At 39.3% G+C, this 14,957-nt stretch carries 16 protein-coding genes; 8 read left to right on the top strand and 8 right to left on the bottom strand.

Annotation, left to right across the window (positions count from 1 at the left end):
• The first annotated feature begins 194 nt into the window (after positions 1–194).
• The 7 genes from M3183_RS05240 (at position 195) to M3183_RS05210 (ending at position 6,168) form a co-directional block, all read left to right on the top strand.
• Positions 195–1,697, top strand: a complete 1,503-nt coding sequence (locus M3183_RS05240) for an aldehyde dehydrogenase family protein (RefSeq protein WP_251467225.1) — start codon at positions 195–197, stop codon at positions 1,695–1,697.
• A 96-nt stretch (positions 1,698–1,793) separates the two neighbouring features.
• Positions 1,794–2,867, top strand: a complete 1,074-nt coding sequence (locus M3183_RS05235; protein ID WP_251467223.1) for a zinc-binding dehydrogenase — start codon at positions 1,794–1,796, stop codon at positions 2,865–2,867.
• Between the two features lie 186 nt (positions 2,868–3,053).
• On the top strand, positions 3,054–3,533 hold the full coding sequence (locus M3183_RS05230; protein WP_251467221.1) for a VOC family protein: 480 nt from the start codon (positions 3,054–3,056) through the stop codon (positions 3,531–3,533).
• A gap of 48 nt (positions 3,534–3,581) precedes the next feature.
• Positions 3,582–3,902 (top strand): EthD family reductase, encoded by a 321-nt coding sequence (locus M3183_RS05225; protein WP_251467219.1) that lies wholly within the window; start codon positions 3,582–3,584, stop codon positions 3,900–3,902.
• A gap of 40 nt (positions 3,903–3,942) precedes the next feature.
• On the top strand, positions 3,943–4,881 hold the full coding sequence (locus M3183_RS05220) for an aldo/keto reductase (protein WP_251467217.1): 939 nt from the start codon (positions 3,943–3,945) through the stop codon (positions 4,879–4,881).
• Between the two features lie 117 nt (positions 4,882–4,998).
• Entirely contained in the window at positions 4,999–5,931 is a 933-nt protein-coding gene (locus tag M3183_RS05215) for an aldo/keto reductase (RefSeq protein ID WP_251467214.1), read from the top strand.
• A 39-nt stretch (positions 5,932–5,970) separates the two neighbouring features.
• Positions 5,971–6,168, top strand: coding sequence for a 2-hydroxymuconate tautomerase (locus M3183_RS05210; RefSeq protein ID WP_251467212.1), 198 nt, complete (start codon positions 5,971–5,973; stop codon positions 6,166–6,168).
• A gap of 46 nt (positions 6,169–6,214) precedes the next feature.
• Here the strand turns inward: M3183_RS05210 and M3183_RS05205 are convergent, their stop codons facing one another.
• From M3183_RS05205 to nadE, 4 genes are all read right to left on the bottom strand, one after another.
• Positions 6,215–7,729 carry a flotillin family protein gene (locus M3183_RS05205; protein ID WP_251467209.1) on the bottom strand — a complete coding sequence of 505 codons (1,515 nt, stop codon included), beginning with the start codon at positions 7,727–7,729 and terminating at the stop codon, positions 6,215–6,217.
• 144 nt (positions 7,730–7,873) lie between these two features.
• Positions 7,874–8,422, bottom strand: a complete 549-nt coding sequence (locus M3183_RS05200; protein WP_251467451.1) for an NfeD family protein — start codon at positions 8,420–8,422, stop codon at positions 7,874–7,876.
• A gap of 320 nt (positions 8,423–8,742) precedes the next feature.
• Complete coding sequence (locus tag M3183_RS05195) at positions 8,743–9,564, bottom strand: amino acid ABC transporter substrate-binding protein (protein ID WP_251467207.1); 822 nt, start codon at positions 9,562–9,564, stop codon at positions 8,743–8,745.
• Between the two features lie 164 nt (positions 9,565–9,728).
• Positions 9,729–10,550 carry an ammonia-dependent NAD(+) synthetase gene (nadE, locus tag M3183_RS05190; RefSeq protein ID WP_251467203.1) on the bottom strand — a complete coding sequence of 274 codons (822 nt, stop codon included), beginning with the start codon at positions 10,548–10,550 and terminating at the stop codon, positions 9,729–9,731.
• A gap of 165 nt (positions 10,551–10,715) precedes the next feature.
• Between nadE and M3183_RS05185 the strand changes: the two genes are divergently transcribed.
• Positions 10,716–11,186, top strand: a complete 471-nt coding sequence (locus M3183_RS05185; protein ID WP_251467447.1) for an acyl-CoA thioesterase — start codon at positions 10,716–10,718, stop codon at positions 11,184–11,186.
• A gap of 43 nt (positions 11,187–11,229) precedes the next feature.
• On the opposite strand, the gene M3183_RS05180 is transcribed toward M3183_RS05185, so the two are convergent.
• From M3183_RS05180 to M3183_RS05165, 4 genes are all read right to left on the bottom strand, one after another.
• The gene (locus M3183_RS05180; RefSeq protein WP_251467200.1) at positions 11,230–12,231 is read right to left on the bottom strand and encodes a DUF3231 family protein; all 1,002 of its coding nucleotides are present in this window, start codon (positions 12,229–12,231) and stop codon (positions 11,230–11,232) included.
• Positions 12,232–12,332: 101 nt separating this feature from the next.
• Positions 12,333–13,295, bottom strand: a complete 963-nt coding sequence (locus M3183_RS05175) for a cation diffusion facilitator family transporter (protein ID WP_251467196.1) — start codon at positions 13,293–13,295, stop codon at positions 12,333–12,335.
• Positions 13,296–13,585: 290 nt separating this feature from the next.
• Complete coding sequence (locus tag M3183_RS05170; RefSeq protein ID WP_251467193.1) at positions 13,586–13,819, bottom strand: group-specific protein; 234 nt, start codon at positions 13,817–13,819, stop codon at positions 13,586–13,588.
• Between the two features lie 54 nt (positions 13,820–13,873).
• Positions 13,874–14,875 (bottom strand): AI-2E family transporter, encoded by a 1,002-nt coding sequence (locus M3183_RS05165; protein ID WP_251467191.1) that lies wholly within the window; start codon positions 14,873–14,875, stop codon positions 13,874–13,876.
• Positions 14,876–14,957: the final 82 nt, after the last annotated feature.

The following is a 14,957-nucleotide window of genomic DNA, read 5'->3' as shown; positions in this document are numbered from 1 at the left end:
TGTTTTACCACTATTCGGTACTAGTTATCTTTATTTAATAATATTATAAATGCAGAATATTGTTTGGTCAATTCCAAATTATCTGAAATTTAATTTTAAAAATATTTAAAATATTGTTGACATTTTTAGAAATACTTTGTTATAAATTAACTGTAGTTATGCATTCCAAATCTCCTAATGAAATGAGGTATTTTATGTCGGTAGAAACTATGATTCCATTAAACTCTAAAGCTGCTAAATTTGTTTCGACTCCTAAACAACTTTTTATTAACGGAAAATTTGTCGATGCTGTATCGGGAAAAAGATTTGAAACTCTTAATCCGGCAACTGGAGAAGTTATTACTACCATAGCTGAAGGAGATAAAGAGGATATTGACAGGGCCGTAGCCGCAGCACGAAAGGCATTCGAAGAAGGTCCTTGGGCTTCTATGAAACCAAACGAGAGAGCTAGACTTCTATTAAAATTTGCTGATCTTGTCGAAGAAAATATAGAAGAATTGGCTCATATTGATACACTCGAATTTGGCCAGCCATTGGCTACCACTACTGCATTCGCCAGCTCAGTTCCCGAACTTTTCCGCTACTATGCCGGCTGGGCAACAAAAGTAACAGGAGAAACCATTCCTGTATCCACACCAGGTACTATTTTCAATTACACAAGAAGAGAACCTTTAGGAGTCTGCGCGGGAATCAGCCCTTGGAATGCTCCAGTAAGTGTAGCTGCTATGAAATTAGCTGCTCCGCTATCAGTTGGAAATACAGTCGTCTTAAAACCAGCTGAACAAACACCATTAAGCTCATTAAGATTAGCCGAATTATTTGTTGAGGCCGGTTTCCCGGATGGAGTTGTTAATATTGTTCCAGGATTTGGCCCAACTGCAGGTGCTGCATTGGTAAATCATCCAGATGTAGATAAAGTCGCCTTTACCGGTTCGACTGTTGTTGGTAAAGAAATTATGCGGTCTGCTGCCGGAAATCTGAAAAAAGTAACTCTTGAATTGGGTGGAAAATCACCACATATCATTTGTGCCGATGCTGATTATGAGAAAGCGCTTGCCAATGCAGCTTTTGGAATCCTATTTAACTCCGGTCAAGTATGCTTTGCAGGTACACGCTTATTTGTTGAAAAGAAAATTTACGATAATTTTGTAAGCGATTTAATTAACTATACGAAAAAGTACAAGCTTGGCAGCGGATTTGATGCAACAACTACTCTAGGTCCGCTGATTTCTGAAAAACAAAAAAATAGAGTGTTAAATTACTTAGATATCGGCCAGCAGGAAGGGGCTGAAATGTTAGTCGGCGGAAACGCTGTTTCGAGTGATTTAGCAAATGGCTATTTCGTAAAACCAACTGTATTAGCGAATGTCCAAAATACAATGACTGTTGCCCAAGAAGAAATTTTTGGTCCTGTTATTTGTGCAATGCCATTCGATGATCTGGATGAAGTTGTGAAGACTGCTAATGAAACCTACTATGGTCTTGGTGCAGGTATTTGTACCACAGATCTGCGAAAAGCCCATAAGCTTGCCCATGCCATTAAGTCTGGAAATGTGTGGGTCAATACGTATCACCTGATGGATCCGGCTTCCCCAATGGGAGGATACAAACAGAGTGGTATTGGCAGGGAAAATGGAGCAGCTTCTGTACTAGATACGTATACACAAATTAAAAGCGTCTGGGTTGATTTAGACTAATACCTAAACAGGAGGTTATGCCATCATAGCCTCCTCCCTTAAGACAGCCACTTATTTGAACAAACACCAAATTAATTGTGAAAGGGAGTAGATGAAATGTTAGCTGCTGTTATGGAGGAGATTGGAAAACCCTTAGTTGTAAAAAATATGCCGGATCCAGAATTAACACCTGATGGCGTTATTATTAAAGTGGAGGCTAATGGAATATGCCGCAGTGACTGGCATTTATGGCAAGGACACTTCGATTGGGTTGGTCTAAAAATGCAGCTCCCTCATATTTTTGGTCATGAACTCAGTGGTGTTATTATTGAGGTTGGCAAAAATGTAAAGAACTTCAAAAAAGATGATCGAGTAGTCGTTCCGGTCAGCGGCGGTGATGGCGTTTGTGAAATGTGCCGCAGGGGGCACCAGAATCTTTGCGATCACGGACAAACCCCAGGCGTTGCTTATTGGGGCGGATTTGGACAATATGTTCACGTACCTTCAGCTGATTTCAATTTAGCTTTAATACCAGATAATGTTGACTTCATTGAAGCATCAGCTATTGGCTGCCGATTTGCTACAGCTTTCCATGGTGTGCTCGACCGTGCTAAGGTTCAGGGGGGAGAATGGGTCGTCGTTACTGGCTGCGGCGGAGTTGGGCTTTCGGCGATTCAAATTTCTGCAGCAGTAGGTGCAAATGTTATTGCAGTAGATATTGATGATAAGAAATTAGAATTTGCTAAACAATGCGGGGCTGTTGCCGCTATTAATTCAAAAAAGCAAAATGTTCCAGAAGCTGTCCGCGAGATTACAAAAGGCGGTGCACATGTTTCGATTGATGCCCTTGGAATCACAGCAACGGCCCAATCTTCTGTTTTAAGCTTAAGAAAAAGAGGGCGTCATCTGCAGCTTGGCATGACATCTGACAAAGAGCAAGGATTCATTGCATATCCGGCCGATTTAATTGTGGCTACAGAACTTGAAATCGTTGGCTCCTACGGGTCTCCTTCCTATCGATACGCAGATATGTTAGAAATGGTTGATAAAGGAATTTTTCAGCCAAAGAAACTAGTAACGCAAACCATTAATGTACACGAAGTAAGCTCCGTTCTAGAAGCCATGACGAATTTCGAAACAACAGGTCTTACCATTTTAAATAAATGGGAACAATCTTTCATTACAGCTTAGCCAGCATCACATAAATCATCACTCTCTTTATATAAATATATTATTTTTAAAATAAAAGGCTGCTATTATTTAAGGGGCATTCGACTATATTGATTTAGGCCGGTAATCTGCTAATGATAGAATTCAAATGTCCCTTTTTTTAGAATGTCTCTATTTAAGTAAATTAGCAAATAAAGGAGGGGCATAATGGTTGAAGAGGGAATAATCCGCGGAATCCATCACACTTCATTTACAACCCAGAATTTCGAAGGAATGCTTCATTTCTATCGTGACTTATTAGGCCTTGAAGAAATCTTTAGAAATGAACTGATTCAAAGTGAAATTCTTGACTATATTTCAGGAATCCAAAACACGACGTTAAAAAATGTAATGTTAAGGGCCGGCAACATGATTATTGAGATTTTTCAATATATATCCCCGGAAGGTAAAGCAGGTAATCCGAACCGCCCCGCAAATGATGTAGGTCTTACCCATGTCTGCTTTGATGTTGTGAATATTTTCCCAATTTATAACCGACTAAAGGCCGCTGGTGTTGAATTCAATTGCGAACCACAAAATTTTAAAGACAGAGTCTGGTCAACATATGGCCGTGATCCGGATGGAAATCTATTTGAGTTACAAGAGATTATCGATCCGAGCCACCCTGCCATGTTGAAATGGGACTAATAAAACAGCATTGGCATCAATTCATTACATAGTGATGGAGGGTGAAAAATGGCGAAAATTGTTGTGTTTTATAAAAAAACAGACCAACAGGAGGAATTTGAAAACTATTATTTTCATGTTCATCTACCATTAGTTAAAAAAATTCCACAGATTCAAAACTTAAAAATATCCAGGGTTGTTTGGAACAATGGAACGGCACCAGATATTTATTTACATGGTGAAATTGAATTTGCAAATATGGAGGCATTAAATCAAGCTTGCGAATCCCCTGAAGGGAAGGCCATGTTCGAAGACGCCAAAATGATGAGAAAATTCTTTGATTCACCACCGATAACAGCTTTTATTGACGGAGTAGAGATAGATTCCTAGACCTTAGAAACTTTTTTTTATCACACTGGAGGGAATAAACATGAAATACACTACACTTAAAAAGACGGATATGAAAATTTCAACAATTGGAGTTGGAACGAACAAAATCGGCGGCCATAACATTTTCCAAGGACTGGATGAAAGCGAAGGAAAAGCGTTTCTCCGTGAAGCTATTCATTTAGGCATGAATTTTATCGATACCGCAGATATATATGGTCCTGCGCGTTCAGAAGAATTAGTCGGCGAGGTTCTTCAGAACATTGATGTAAAAAGAGAAGATCTTATTGTTGCTACAAAAGGCGGGGTGCAATGGGGGCAGCCCGGAGGCAATCGAAAAAATAATGATCCTGCCTATCTTCGTTCAGCTGTAGAAGACAGTTTAAAAAGACTCCAGCTCGATTATATCGATCTATATTACCTGCATTGGCCAGATAATGTAACACCATTTTCAGAATCCATCGGCGAATTGGTCAAACTAAAGGAAGAAGGAAAAATCAGAGCCATCGGGGTTTCTAACCTGCCAATTGAGCAGCTGAAAGAAGCGGCAAAAGTAACCGAAATTGCTGCAATGCAATCTGATTATAATATGTTTGACCGCACAGTCGAAAAAGATGTTCTTCCATTTTGTGCAGAAAATCAAATTTCCTTTATTCCCTGCTATCCGCTGGCCTCTGGCCTTCTTGGCGGCAAATATAAAGTGGGTGATCCTGTACCAAAAGGATTAACAGAGGAGCAATTTCATCAAAGAATTGAAATTGCAGATAAACTGAAACCAATTGCCTCGAAAAAAGGAACGACACTCGCTAATTTAGCCCTCGCTTGGCTGCTGGCCCAAGATGGAGTCGATTCTGTTATTCCTGGCGGCAGAGGTCCTGACCATGCCCGAGGAACTGCAAAGGCGGCAGATGTAAGCTTATCCGCCGAAGAATTAAGAGTTATTAATGAAATTTTAACACAAGGAAAGACGACCGTTTCCTAAACCACTTTTAAGGAAGACCGCTCTTTCCTATCTGCTGCGGACCGAAAGATACTCCAGAAAACCAGTTTTTCGGTCCCTTCTATACCTTCAAAAAAATAATTATACAAGGGGGAAAATATGCAGTATACTACGCTGAAAAAAACTGATATCCGAGTATCAAAAATTGGAATCGGCACAAACAGGGTTGGCGGTCATAATATCTTTCCAAACTTAGATGAAACCGAGGGAAAAAACTATATTATAGAAGCGCTGCATCATGGGGTAAATTTTATTGATACGGCGGATTATTACGGATGGGGACGTTCTGAAGAATTAATTGGCGAAGTGATTCATGCAGTTAATATAAAAAGGGAAGACCTGGTGATTTCAACTAAAGCCGGGATTCAAAGGGATCCTCAAGGCAATCGAAAAATGAACAGCCGGCCTGAATATTTAAGAGCTGCATTAGAATCCAGTTTAAAAAGACTTGGTACAGATTATATTGATTTGTATTTTTTACATTTTGCCGATAATGAAACTCCTGTGGCAGAGTCCACTGGAGAGCTTGCACGATTAAAAGAAGAAGGAAAAATTAGAGCGATTGCTGCCTCCAACTTATCATTGAATCAGCTTAAAGAAGCTGTCAGTGTTACCGATATTTCTGCCTACCAAGACCTTTATAATATGCTGGAACGGGACATCGAAAAAACCATCCTGCCATTTTGCCTGGATAATCAAATATCCTTTTTACCTTATTATCCTTTATCTTCAGGTCTCCTTGGCGGAAATTACAAGATTGATGATCCCCCTCCAAAAAGATTCACCAAAGAAGGGTTCCAACAGAAGGTACAAATTGTAGACCAGTTAAAGATCATTGCAGATGCCAAAGGGATTTCCCTTCCTAATCTAGCCCTTTCCTGGATCTTAGCACAAGAAGGAATCGATATTGTTATTCCGGGCGGCAGACACTCCGGCCATGCACAAAGTAATGTAAAGGCTGCTGATATTCAGCTGACTCCGAGTGATTTGGAGGCAATTGAAAATGTTTTAAAAGATGTGATTCAGTCATAAGGCATGTGAATCTTTCAAAATAAAAACGAGGTGAAAAGTATGCCATTTGTTCATATCAGTTTAACAAAAGGCCGCACGGAAGAACAGTTAGAGAAGTTAATTGAGGAAGTAACAAAGACCGTTTCAGAGGTAGCTGAAGCGCCATCAAGCTCCATTCAAGTGATGATTAATGAAGTAGAGATACAGCATTGGGGAATTGCAGGAGAATCTGTTAAAAAAAGAAGACAACGGGCTTGATGACAAAGGGCATCCAAATTTGTGATTTGGATGCCCTTTTTTTCGCTTATAAATCTTGTTTTTTCATTGTATTATTCAGTTCTTCAATGCTTTTTTTCACATTGCCTTTGCCTGAATAGTTTTCAATTAGCTCCTTTACATCAATCCCGCTGGAGGCCTTTAATGATTCCTGCAGGCTTGCCATCAGGTTGGTTGCATAACTGGTAATTTTACCTGCTCCGCTATTTTCTGAAGAACCGCCGCCGGTATCCACAACTGTAATTTTATCAATATTGGAAAGCGGTGCTGCCACCTGTTTCGCATATTCAGGAAGCATTTTGATCACCATATCGAGAATCGCAGCCTGCCCGAATTGTTCGAATGCCTCCGCGATTTTTTCCTTCGCTTCTGCTTCCGCCAGACCTTTCATCCGAATGACTTCTGCTTCTGAAAGACCTTGTGCTTTTTGGGCTTCGGCTTTGGCCAAACCGTCGATACGCACCCGCTCTGCTTCAGCTTTGGCCATTGCTTCAATGCGGTATTTATTAGCTTCTGCATCCGCCATTTGTTTTGCTTTTTCAGCAGCAGCTGACTGCTCAACAGAATAACGATCGGCATCCGCCTTTTTCTTAACTTCTGAATCATACTGACGCTCACGGCGCAGAATTTCTTTTTCTTCGAGCTCAATTTGCTTTTGTCTTTCAATAATTTTAACTTGCATTTCCTGCTCCGTTACATCTTGTTTTGCCTTTGCACTTTCGAGGTCATAAGCCATATCTGCGCGCGCCTTGGCAATATCCTGCTCACGGCGGAACTCTGCAATTTTCAATTGATTTACTTTTTCTGCTTCAGCAATTTCAGTTGCCCGTTCTAATTCTGAGCGTTTGGCTTCCTTTGCTGCTTCCGCCTTTTTAATCCGTGTTTCTTTTTCCGCTTCAGCCGTGGCGATATCTGCATCACGCTTCACCTGTGCAATCCGTGGCTTACCAAGTGCATCCAAATAACCGTTTTTGTCACGAACATCTTTAATAGTGAACGATACAATCACAAGACCCATTTTTGCAAGGTCCTGTGAGGCAACCCTCTGCACTTCCTGGGAAAATTTATCCCTATTTTTATAGATTTCTTCGACTGTCATCGAACCAAGAATGGAACGTAAATGACCTTCCAAAACCTCTTTCGCTTCATTTTCTCGATCTTCCTTGGGCTTTCCAAGAAACTGTTCTGCCGCTGTGGCAATTTCGCTGATAGAGCCGCCGATTTTAATAATGGCTACCCCATCGGCCATTACCGGTACCCCCTGCTCTGTATAAACTTCAGGTGTTGTTACTTCTAGTTTACTAGATAATAAGCTTAGTGGCTCTGCTTGCTGAAAAACCGGCAGAATAAAGCTGCCCCCGCCGCGAATGATTTTAATTTTGTTTCCTGACTCATCCACATGAACATTTTTATTGCCTAAGTAGCTTCCTGTGACAATCAATGCTTCATCAGGACCGGCTGTTCTGTATTTTGTGATAAACACACCAATCAAAGCAATTAGAATTAATACAACAATACCAATGATAATCCAAATTAATCCCATATTTTTTTACCTCCTTGTATATAAAGTGAAACATCATCAGGCGGGTTTTTACCATCACCCTCTGATTGTTGGTCCCGTTTTCGGATCATTTCCCCGCTTATACTTCATGCTGGTGTTAAGTCTACAAGTGAAGACATACTGCCGTTAATACGGGATTAAGCTTTCATTCTTTTGATAAACAGTTACCTGCAAGACCCCATCCTTCACCTGTATCACCAGTACTTTTGTACCATTAGGAATAGCTTCATGATCAAAGCTTGATGCAGGTTTTGCAATTCTGCCGCTGGCACTTTCAATTAACACTTCCCCAAAGCCATCAGCTGGAATAGACGTAATGACCAGCCCGATTCGGCCGCGTAAATCAGATTCTTTATAGACTAATGATTCCTCAGCAGAGGAAAGCGGAACTAGAACGAAAACATTTAGTAAAGTAACAAGAATTAGAGATATAACTGCTGAAATCGCTAAAATCAGTAAAGAATGGAGGGAAGATAGGCGTTCAAATAGGTAGCCGCCGGCAGACAGAATGGTAATAAAAGCAAAAATAAGAACAGGATTTAAAAAATGAAGACCTCCGTCCCCAGTATCAACATGCAGTACATCTGCAAACAGAACATAAAGGATGGTAAGAATACCTGAAATAATAAGTGCGTACAAATAAATCGAGGCAAGGGGAAGTCCAAAAAGTTCCATAAGCATCATCCCTTTTTTGTAATAGATAAGAAATACAGCGGAGAATGTAAAATTATCTCCAATAGGCCATGGCATCCTCCTTCTTTTTAAAAATTATGTATAGTACTATATACGGATAAAAAGTGAAAATGTTTCAATTTTTCCCTAATTTTAGTATACATGATAATCGAGCCCTCTGGGTAACATTTCTATTTTAAAATAAAAATGCCGCAGCCCTTTTCAGCTGCAGCACTTACTTTATCCTATTCCAAAATATTTGGATTCGTTCCTATATACAGTTGATTAATGGACTGAATCTAAGTTTTTTGTTCAAACTCAAATTACTTCAGTACATCCTCCCCGAACCATTTTTCAGAGATCTTTTTATATGTGCCGTCATCAATCATGTCTTTTAGGGCTGCGTTGACAGCATCGACCATCGGTTCATTATTCTTTCTGAACATGAATCCGCTGGTTGAGACATCTTCACTTTTTGCCACGATTTTCAAAGGTGTATCTGGTTTTTTCTTTTTATAGTCTAAAAAAGCAATATTATCATTAATCGTTACATCCACTCGATTCTGTGCCAAAAGTTCAGCTGACTGTTGAAAGCCATCCACTCCAACAAGATTGGCACCATATTTTTTTGCTAAATCCCCATAGTTACTTGTTAATGATTGAGCTGAACTTAATCCTTTGATATCTTCAAATGATTTTACTTTGGTATTGTCCTTTTTCGTAATTAAAACTGCTGTCGTTTTAATATATGGATCAGAGAAATCATACTTTTTTTGACGGTCTGGTCGAATCCCCACTTCATTGGCAATCATATCAAACCGTTTTGCATCTAGTCCTGCAAACATGCCGTCCCATTGGGTTTCTTTGAATACTGCCTTAACTCCCAGGCGTTTCGCCACTTCTTCTGCAAGGTCGACATCAAAGCCAGTCAATTTTCCATTTGTATCATGGAATGTAAATGGTGGATAAGTGCCTTCTGTTCCAATTAAAATTTCCCCATCATCTTTCACTTTTTGCAGCAAGTCTTTGTCTGCCTTCTCAGCTGTTTTATTCTTATTATCCTTTTTATCATCGTCTTTGCCGCATGCGGACAAAACAAGTGTAAAACTTAACAAGAGTCCTAACACAAGCAATACCTTTTTCATTAGTAAAAATCACTCCTTTTCCATTTAAAAAAGTCTTAGCGAATGAAATTAGTTTTCCCTGCTTTTCAAAAATAAACCTAAGAAGGTTTGGATGGATCTAGAAAAAGCCAATTGATGAAAACGAAAAAAAGAGACTGCCTTTTATTAGCAATCTCCTCACCTTATTATTTCCACCAATCATCAAACATTGTGGCCGGCATTCTGCGCTTATGTTCTGTTTGTACATAGCGCTTTTCAATTTTTTCTGCGGCCTCCTTTGAAACAGGGTGCCCTTCCAAATAATCATCCAGTTCCTCATAGGTAATTCCTAATTCGGTTTCATCTGCCTGTCCTGGCTTTTGATCCAATAGATCTGCTGTCGGCACCTTTAAATATAATCTTTCCTCTGCCCCTAGTTCTTTTAATAATGCCTTTCCCTGCCGTTTCGTTAATCCAGTTAGAGGCAGAACGTCTGCACCGCCATCACCATATTTTGTATAAAACCCTGTGATTGCTTCTGCAGCATGGTCTGTTCCAATAACCAGCAATCCTTCCATTCCGCCTGCAGCATACTGTGCAATCATCCTCATTCTCGCTTTTACATTCCCTTTTTGATAGTCACTTAAAGGCTGTCCAATTGTCTCTTGATTATATTCTTTCTGAACTTCATCTACAGCCGGCTTAATGTTAAAAACCATCTCTTTGTCTGCCTTAATGAAGGCTAATGCTTTTTTCGCATCGTCCTCATCCTGCTGCATCCCGTATGGCAGCCTCAAGGCAATAAATACAGCATCCGTTCCTTCCTTGCGAAGTTCTTCTACCGAAAGCTGTGCGAGCCTCCCTGCAAGGGTTGAATCCTGCCCCCCGCTAATTCCTAAAACATATCCTTTTGCTTTCGTTTTAACTACATAACTTTTCAAAAAATCAATCCGTTTGCGGACCTCTTCCTTTGGATCAATCGAAGGTGAAATATGTAAATCCTTCATAATCTGTGCTTGCAAACTCATCTTTTACCCTCCCTGATTTCATTATTCTTTAATGTACCACAAAATACGCCTTTTCAGTAATGGAGAGATTCCAGATGGAATGGGTACAATAATGGTATTAAGAAAAGTAATGGAGGGGTAAAGTTGGAAGCAAAAAAGTGTAATGAGTCAAGAGTAGTGAGAATCATGCGGGTATTTCCAAATGATGTAAATGATCATCATACACTATTCGGCGGAAACTTAATGAGTAATGCAGATATGATCGCTTCCATTTCTGCAACGAGGCATTCAAGAAGAGAATGTGTTACGGCCTCAACAGACTCTGTTGATTTTCTAAGTCCCATTACTCCAAAAGATTCCGTTTGTTTCGAATCATTTGTTACTTGGACAGGAACCTCTTCCATCGAGGTTTTTGTAAAGATCATTGCTGAAAATATGCTTTCAGGCGAGCGAAAAATTGCTGCCACTGCTTTTTTAACTTTTGTCGCTCTGGATGAAGACGGAAAACCTACGAAAGTTCCAGGCGTCATTCCAGAGTCAGAAGAAGAGAAAAAACTGTTTGAAACAGGTAATGAAAGAGCAGAAAAGCGGAAAGAGCACAGAAAAAGCAGTAAAGAACTGGCCGCCTATTTTACGACAAACAAACCTTGGGAATAAAATAAATCTAATAAAGGTTCGCGCTCCTTTTCAGACGCGAACCTTAGTTTAAATTCTGGAGTTTTTTTCGATTGGGGGCATGGGGAGGAGTTTGCGCCCAGCCTCGGTCAACCATAAGTTTAAATCCTTTTGCTGAATAGGCTAAAACTTCTAGGATGTATTTTTGGTAATAAGCAGCCAAGTCCGTCCTCATGGATAAAGATAATGCATGACCAATTAAGGTAACATCAACTTGATTAAGAGTATTAAATAGCGTTACAATCAGCCTGTTCGAAAAAGGACTCACGGTACTATCTGTGACATCCACAGTGGTCGAAACATTCCCTAACAATTCCTCTCTCAAAAGAATATCGTTAAAAGTATCAATTTGTTTTTCTGATATTTTTTTACCATCACGGATATACTGATGAATTTCCTTATCCTTCACCACCTGCAGCAGCCCTATACATAATACAATGGCGAGATAATTACGTTCCGTATTAAAAAAAATTTGGGTAATTTCCATGACATTGATCGGCCGCTTTTTTCCAAATCCACTAAGGTAGTTTACCTTATCAATATACTCTACTTGATCTGGATAAGGAATCATTGGAGGACGGTCATATACCCCCTTTTCCAGCATTAATTCCGCTGATTTCTGATATAATTCTGCAGTTTGCTCAACCAATGTGACGAAAAAGTCCAATACATCTTTACGGACAACATTTACGGTAATAAAACCAAAATTGATCATAGACATGCGGCTCATTAAATAAACCATACTTAAACCGAACAAATCATAAAACAATGGCGGTGCCGTCAAATCCAGATCTTTTTCAGAGAAGCCGTCAGGAAGAGGGATGCCTTCATTTTGAAATATTTCAGTGATTTGTTTGAGATGAGAATTACTTAAATCATAAGCATTCTCCAGCAGCTTACTTATTTCTGCATCCTTATTATGATGAAGAAAATAAGTAAGCAGGCATGCTGCCATACTCTCTTGAAGATAGGTTTCCCATAATCCAGCGATTTCCGCACTCGATAACCTGATACTCCGCTCTGACATCCGAAATCATCCCCTCAAGCTTTTGACGTTCAATCCATCTATAAAGAATAGCTTTCCACATTATGGCTGTATTATTCTTACATCATTTACTAGTATCAGGTTTATTTCTCTTGATTTTTCCAGGTCATTACTCCGTCCTCTTCATCAAACTCAATCATTACATCGACAACACCCTTTTCAGTTAAAATCCTCTCCTCCAATCGGTCTTTAATATCATCGGCAGCTGCTATCGTCATTTTCGGATCGATTTCAATTTCCAATTCAACATGCAAGTCTTCCCCTTCTTTGATAACCGTCAGGGATTGAATATCCTTAACATCCGGATCTTCCATGACAATCGTACCAATTTTACTTTCCATTACTTCATCCGATTGACCGATAACACCCGCAGCATTATCTAAGAAAACTCTTCCCACAACAAAAAACATCATGAATCCAATCAGCACGGAAGCAATGCCTTCTAATTGATGAAGATTTGTAAAATGGGCGATGATGACAGCAAGAATTGCTAACAAACCACCTATAGAGGCAACAAAGTCTTCCATAAAAACGAGTTTTGTTGCAGGCTTGGCTCTTCCTAGATTAGCAAAGCTTTTCACAAACACATTTAGTCCTCCAGCTTGAATATCCAGTTCATGTAAAATTTCCTTCATCGCTTTAAATAATACAAACATTTCCAGTATTGTAGAGAGTCCTAATACTGAAATATTTATAATAAACCCGCCAGATTTAGTGGGATGAAGTATGTGCCTGTATCCTTCCTTAATTGTTTCAAATGCCATGATGCCGACGATCAATACCGCACCCAATAAAACCAAATTTACCAAGCGTCCAAAACCATTAGGAAACTTATCTGTCGGGGCCTTCTTGCTTAAGGCTGAACCCGTAAATACAAAAAATTGATTTGCTGCGTCTCCCAGGCTGTGCATGGTTTCCGCAAACATCGCTACATTTCCTGTAAAAAAGTAGGCAATTCCTTTTATCACCGCAATGACGGTATTCACAATTGCGGCCAGCATGGCAGATTTGTTTCCTCTTTTTAATAACTGCAGTAATTCTCCCATGAAAACCCCCAAAAATAATTATTTTTTTTAATGTTTTCTATTGCAGCATATTTCATTAGCTATTTTTAAAATAGGTTATGTTAAACTGGGCAGTTTATTTCGCTCCACAAGGAAGTTTTCGGCAGCATAGGCATCGCACGACTAAAAGCGATAGCTCTAGAAGATGGCACAAATGGTCCGCGGGCATTCCGGGAAATCTTCGTGCCTTCCACAACAAATCAACAGGGTTATACCACTTTAACAGAGCCAAAATAAAAAAAGGACCCGGCATTAATCCGGAGTCCTGCTGGTTATACGTTTTTTAGCACTAAATACAAGTGATTGTTTCGTTCGCTTTTCTCCTGCTCATCTGCTAAATCATACTTTTTCAGCAGGTGAAACACTTCATTTAATAAATCCTGTGTATGCCCTTGCGCAAAAAACTGTTCAAATAATGGTTTCAAATCTTCTGGCAAAAAGGATGCCTGAGATTCATACTTGCTTTTCACGTCTTCTGGTGAATGATTTATTTTACATTCGCTCATTTAACGGTCCTCCTGAATCTTTTTACCCATAGGATAACACTATATCACCCTATATTAAACCTTTTCATTATCTGTTACATCAAGAATATCCAATAAGAAGACAAATACCGGGATCCCTACAATCAAGCCCCATACACCAAAGAAGTGTTCGGAAAAAATCAATACAATAAAAGTATAAAACACTGGAAGATTGGTCTTTGAACTCATTAAATTCGGGTTTAATATATATGCTTCAATCCCATGAATAATGGCAATCGCAATCGCGATATAAAGCACCGTCATTATTCCGCCAATACTATAGGCAATAATGACAAGCGGGATTAATGAAATAATAACTCCGGCGACAGGAATTAATCCTAAAATAAACACCATAATCGATAAACCGCCAAGCTGCGGAAAATCGAGGATCCACAGCGAAATGGTTGTTAGAATACAATTCACAAGGGCGATGATAAGCTGAGCTTCAATCACTTTCCCAAATGTTCTTACAAATTTATGGGCAAAAAATTCAATTTCCTCATAAATAGATGCTACTTTGCTTGTTTTGAATTTCTTCGTAAACTCCACCAATCTTGGTTTTTCCAGCAGGAAAAATAAGCTCAACAGCAGAGCCATTAGGATTTCTAAACCGACCTTGCTGATTCCGCTGAAGGATTTTAATAAATACGCAACTCCTTGTTCCAAATAGTTGGTTATATTTATTTTTTCAATCCGTTCTACAAGGTAATTTAAGACCACATTATCATGTTTAGAAGTATAAAAAGCAGTTAATTGTTTAATCAATGTTGTTATTTCATTCGCAATCATTGGCAGGTACATCACCAGTCCATATGAAAGAAGTCCAACAATACTGGCGTAGGAAATAACCACCAGCAGTTTCCGGTTTAAAGGGATTTTCCTTTCAATGAACTGGACCAGCCGATCCATTAAAAATGTAAAAATAAACGTAAGTAAAATTAAATTAATCATCGACCTCATTGCGTACAAAACAATCGCAATAAACACAAAAATTAAAATCCGCTTGAAAGCGCTGCTCTGGATAAGTTTATTGATCATAGATCTATATCGGCCCCATTACTATTCTGAATTGAAATTTCACAATTTAATTATAACAAACCCAAATGAATTTTGTCCTTTA

The organism is Neobacillus mesonae, from assembly GCF_023715155.1.
In the GTDB taxonomy this organism is placed as follows: domain Bacteria; phylum Bacillota; class Bacilli; order Bacillales; family Cytobacillaceae; genus Neobacillus; species Neobacillus mesonae_A.
This window is presented reverse-complemented; position numbering and strand designations above follow the sequence as displayed.

Coding starts and splice junctions, on each gene's coding strand:
- M3183_RS05215 (WP_251467214.1), top strand. CDS start 4,999: ATGCAGTATACTACGCTGAAAAAAACTGATATCCGAGTATCAAAAATT.
- M3183_RS05185 (WP_251467447.1), top strand. CDS start 10,716: ATGCGGGTATTTCCAAATGATGTAAATGATCATCATACACTATTCGGC.
- M3183_RS05165 (WP_251467191.1), bottom strand. CDS start 14,875: ATGATCAATAAACTTATCCAGAGCAGCGCTTTCAAGCGGATTTTAATT.
- M3183_RS05210 (WP_251467212.1), top strand. CDS start 5,971: ATGCCATTTGTTCATATCAGTTTAACAAAAGGCCGCACGGAAGAACAG.
- M3183_RS05170 (WP_251467193.1), bottom strand. CDS start 13,819: ATGAGCGAATGTAAAATAAATCATTCACCAGAAGACGTGAAAAGCAAG.
- M3183_RS05205 (WP_251467209.1), bottom strand. CDS start 7,729: ATGGGATTAATTTGGATTATCATTGGTATTGTTGTATTAATTCTAATT.
- M3183_RS05195 (WP_251467207.1), bottom strand. CDS start 9,564: ATGAAAAAGGTATTGCTTGTGTTAGGACTCTTGTTAAGTTTTACACTT.
- M3183_RS05200 (WP_251467451.1), bottom strand. CDS start 8,422: ATGGAACTTTTTGGACTTCCCCTTGCCTCGATTTATTTGTACGCACTT.
- M3183_RS05220 (WP_251467217.1), top strand. CDS start 3,943: ATGAAATACACTACACTTAAAAAGACGGATATGAAAATTTCAACAATT.
- M3183_RS05175 (WP_251467196.1), bottom strand. CDS start 13,295: ATGGGAGAATTACTGCAGTTATTAAAAAGAGGAAACAAATCTGCCATG.
- M3183_RS05180 (WP_251467200.1), bottom strand. CDS start 12,231: ATGTCAGAGCGGAGTATCAGGTTATCGAGTGCGGAAATCGCTGGATTA.
- M3183_RS05235 (WP_251467223.1), top strand. CDS start 1,794: ATGTTAGCTGCTGTTATGGAGGAGATTGGAAAACCCTTAGTTGTAAAA.
- nadE (WP_251467203.1), bottom strand. CDS start 10,550: ATGAGTTTGCAAGCACAGATTATGAAGGATTTACATATTTCACCTTCG.
- M3183_RS05225 (WP_251467219.1), top strand. CDS start 3,582: ATGGCGAAAATTGTTGTGTTTTATAAAAAAACAGACCAACAGGAGGAA.
- M3183_RS05230 (WP_251467221.1), top strand. CDS start 3,054: ATGGTTGAAGAGGGAATAATCCGCGGAATCCATCACACTTCATTTACA.
- M3183_RS05240 (WP_251467225.1), top strand. CDS start 195: ATGTCGGTAGAAACTATGATTCCATTAAACTCTAAAGCTGCTAAATTT.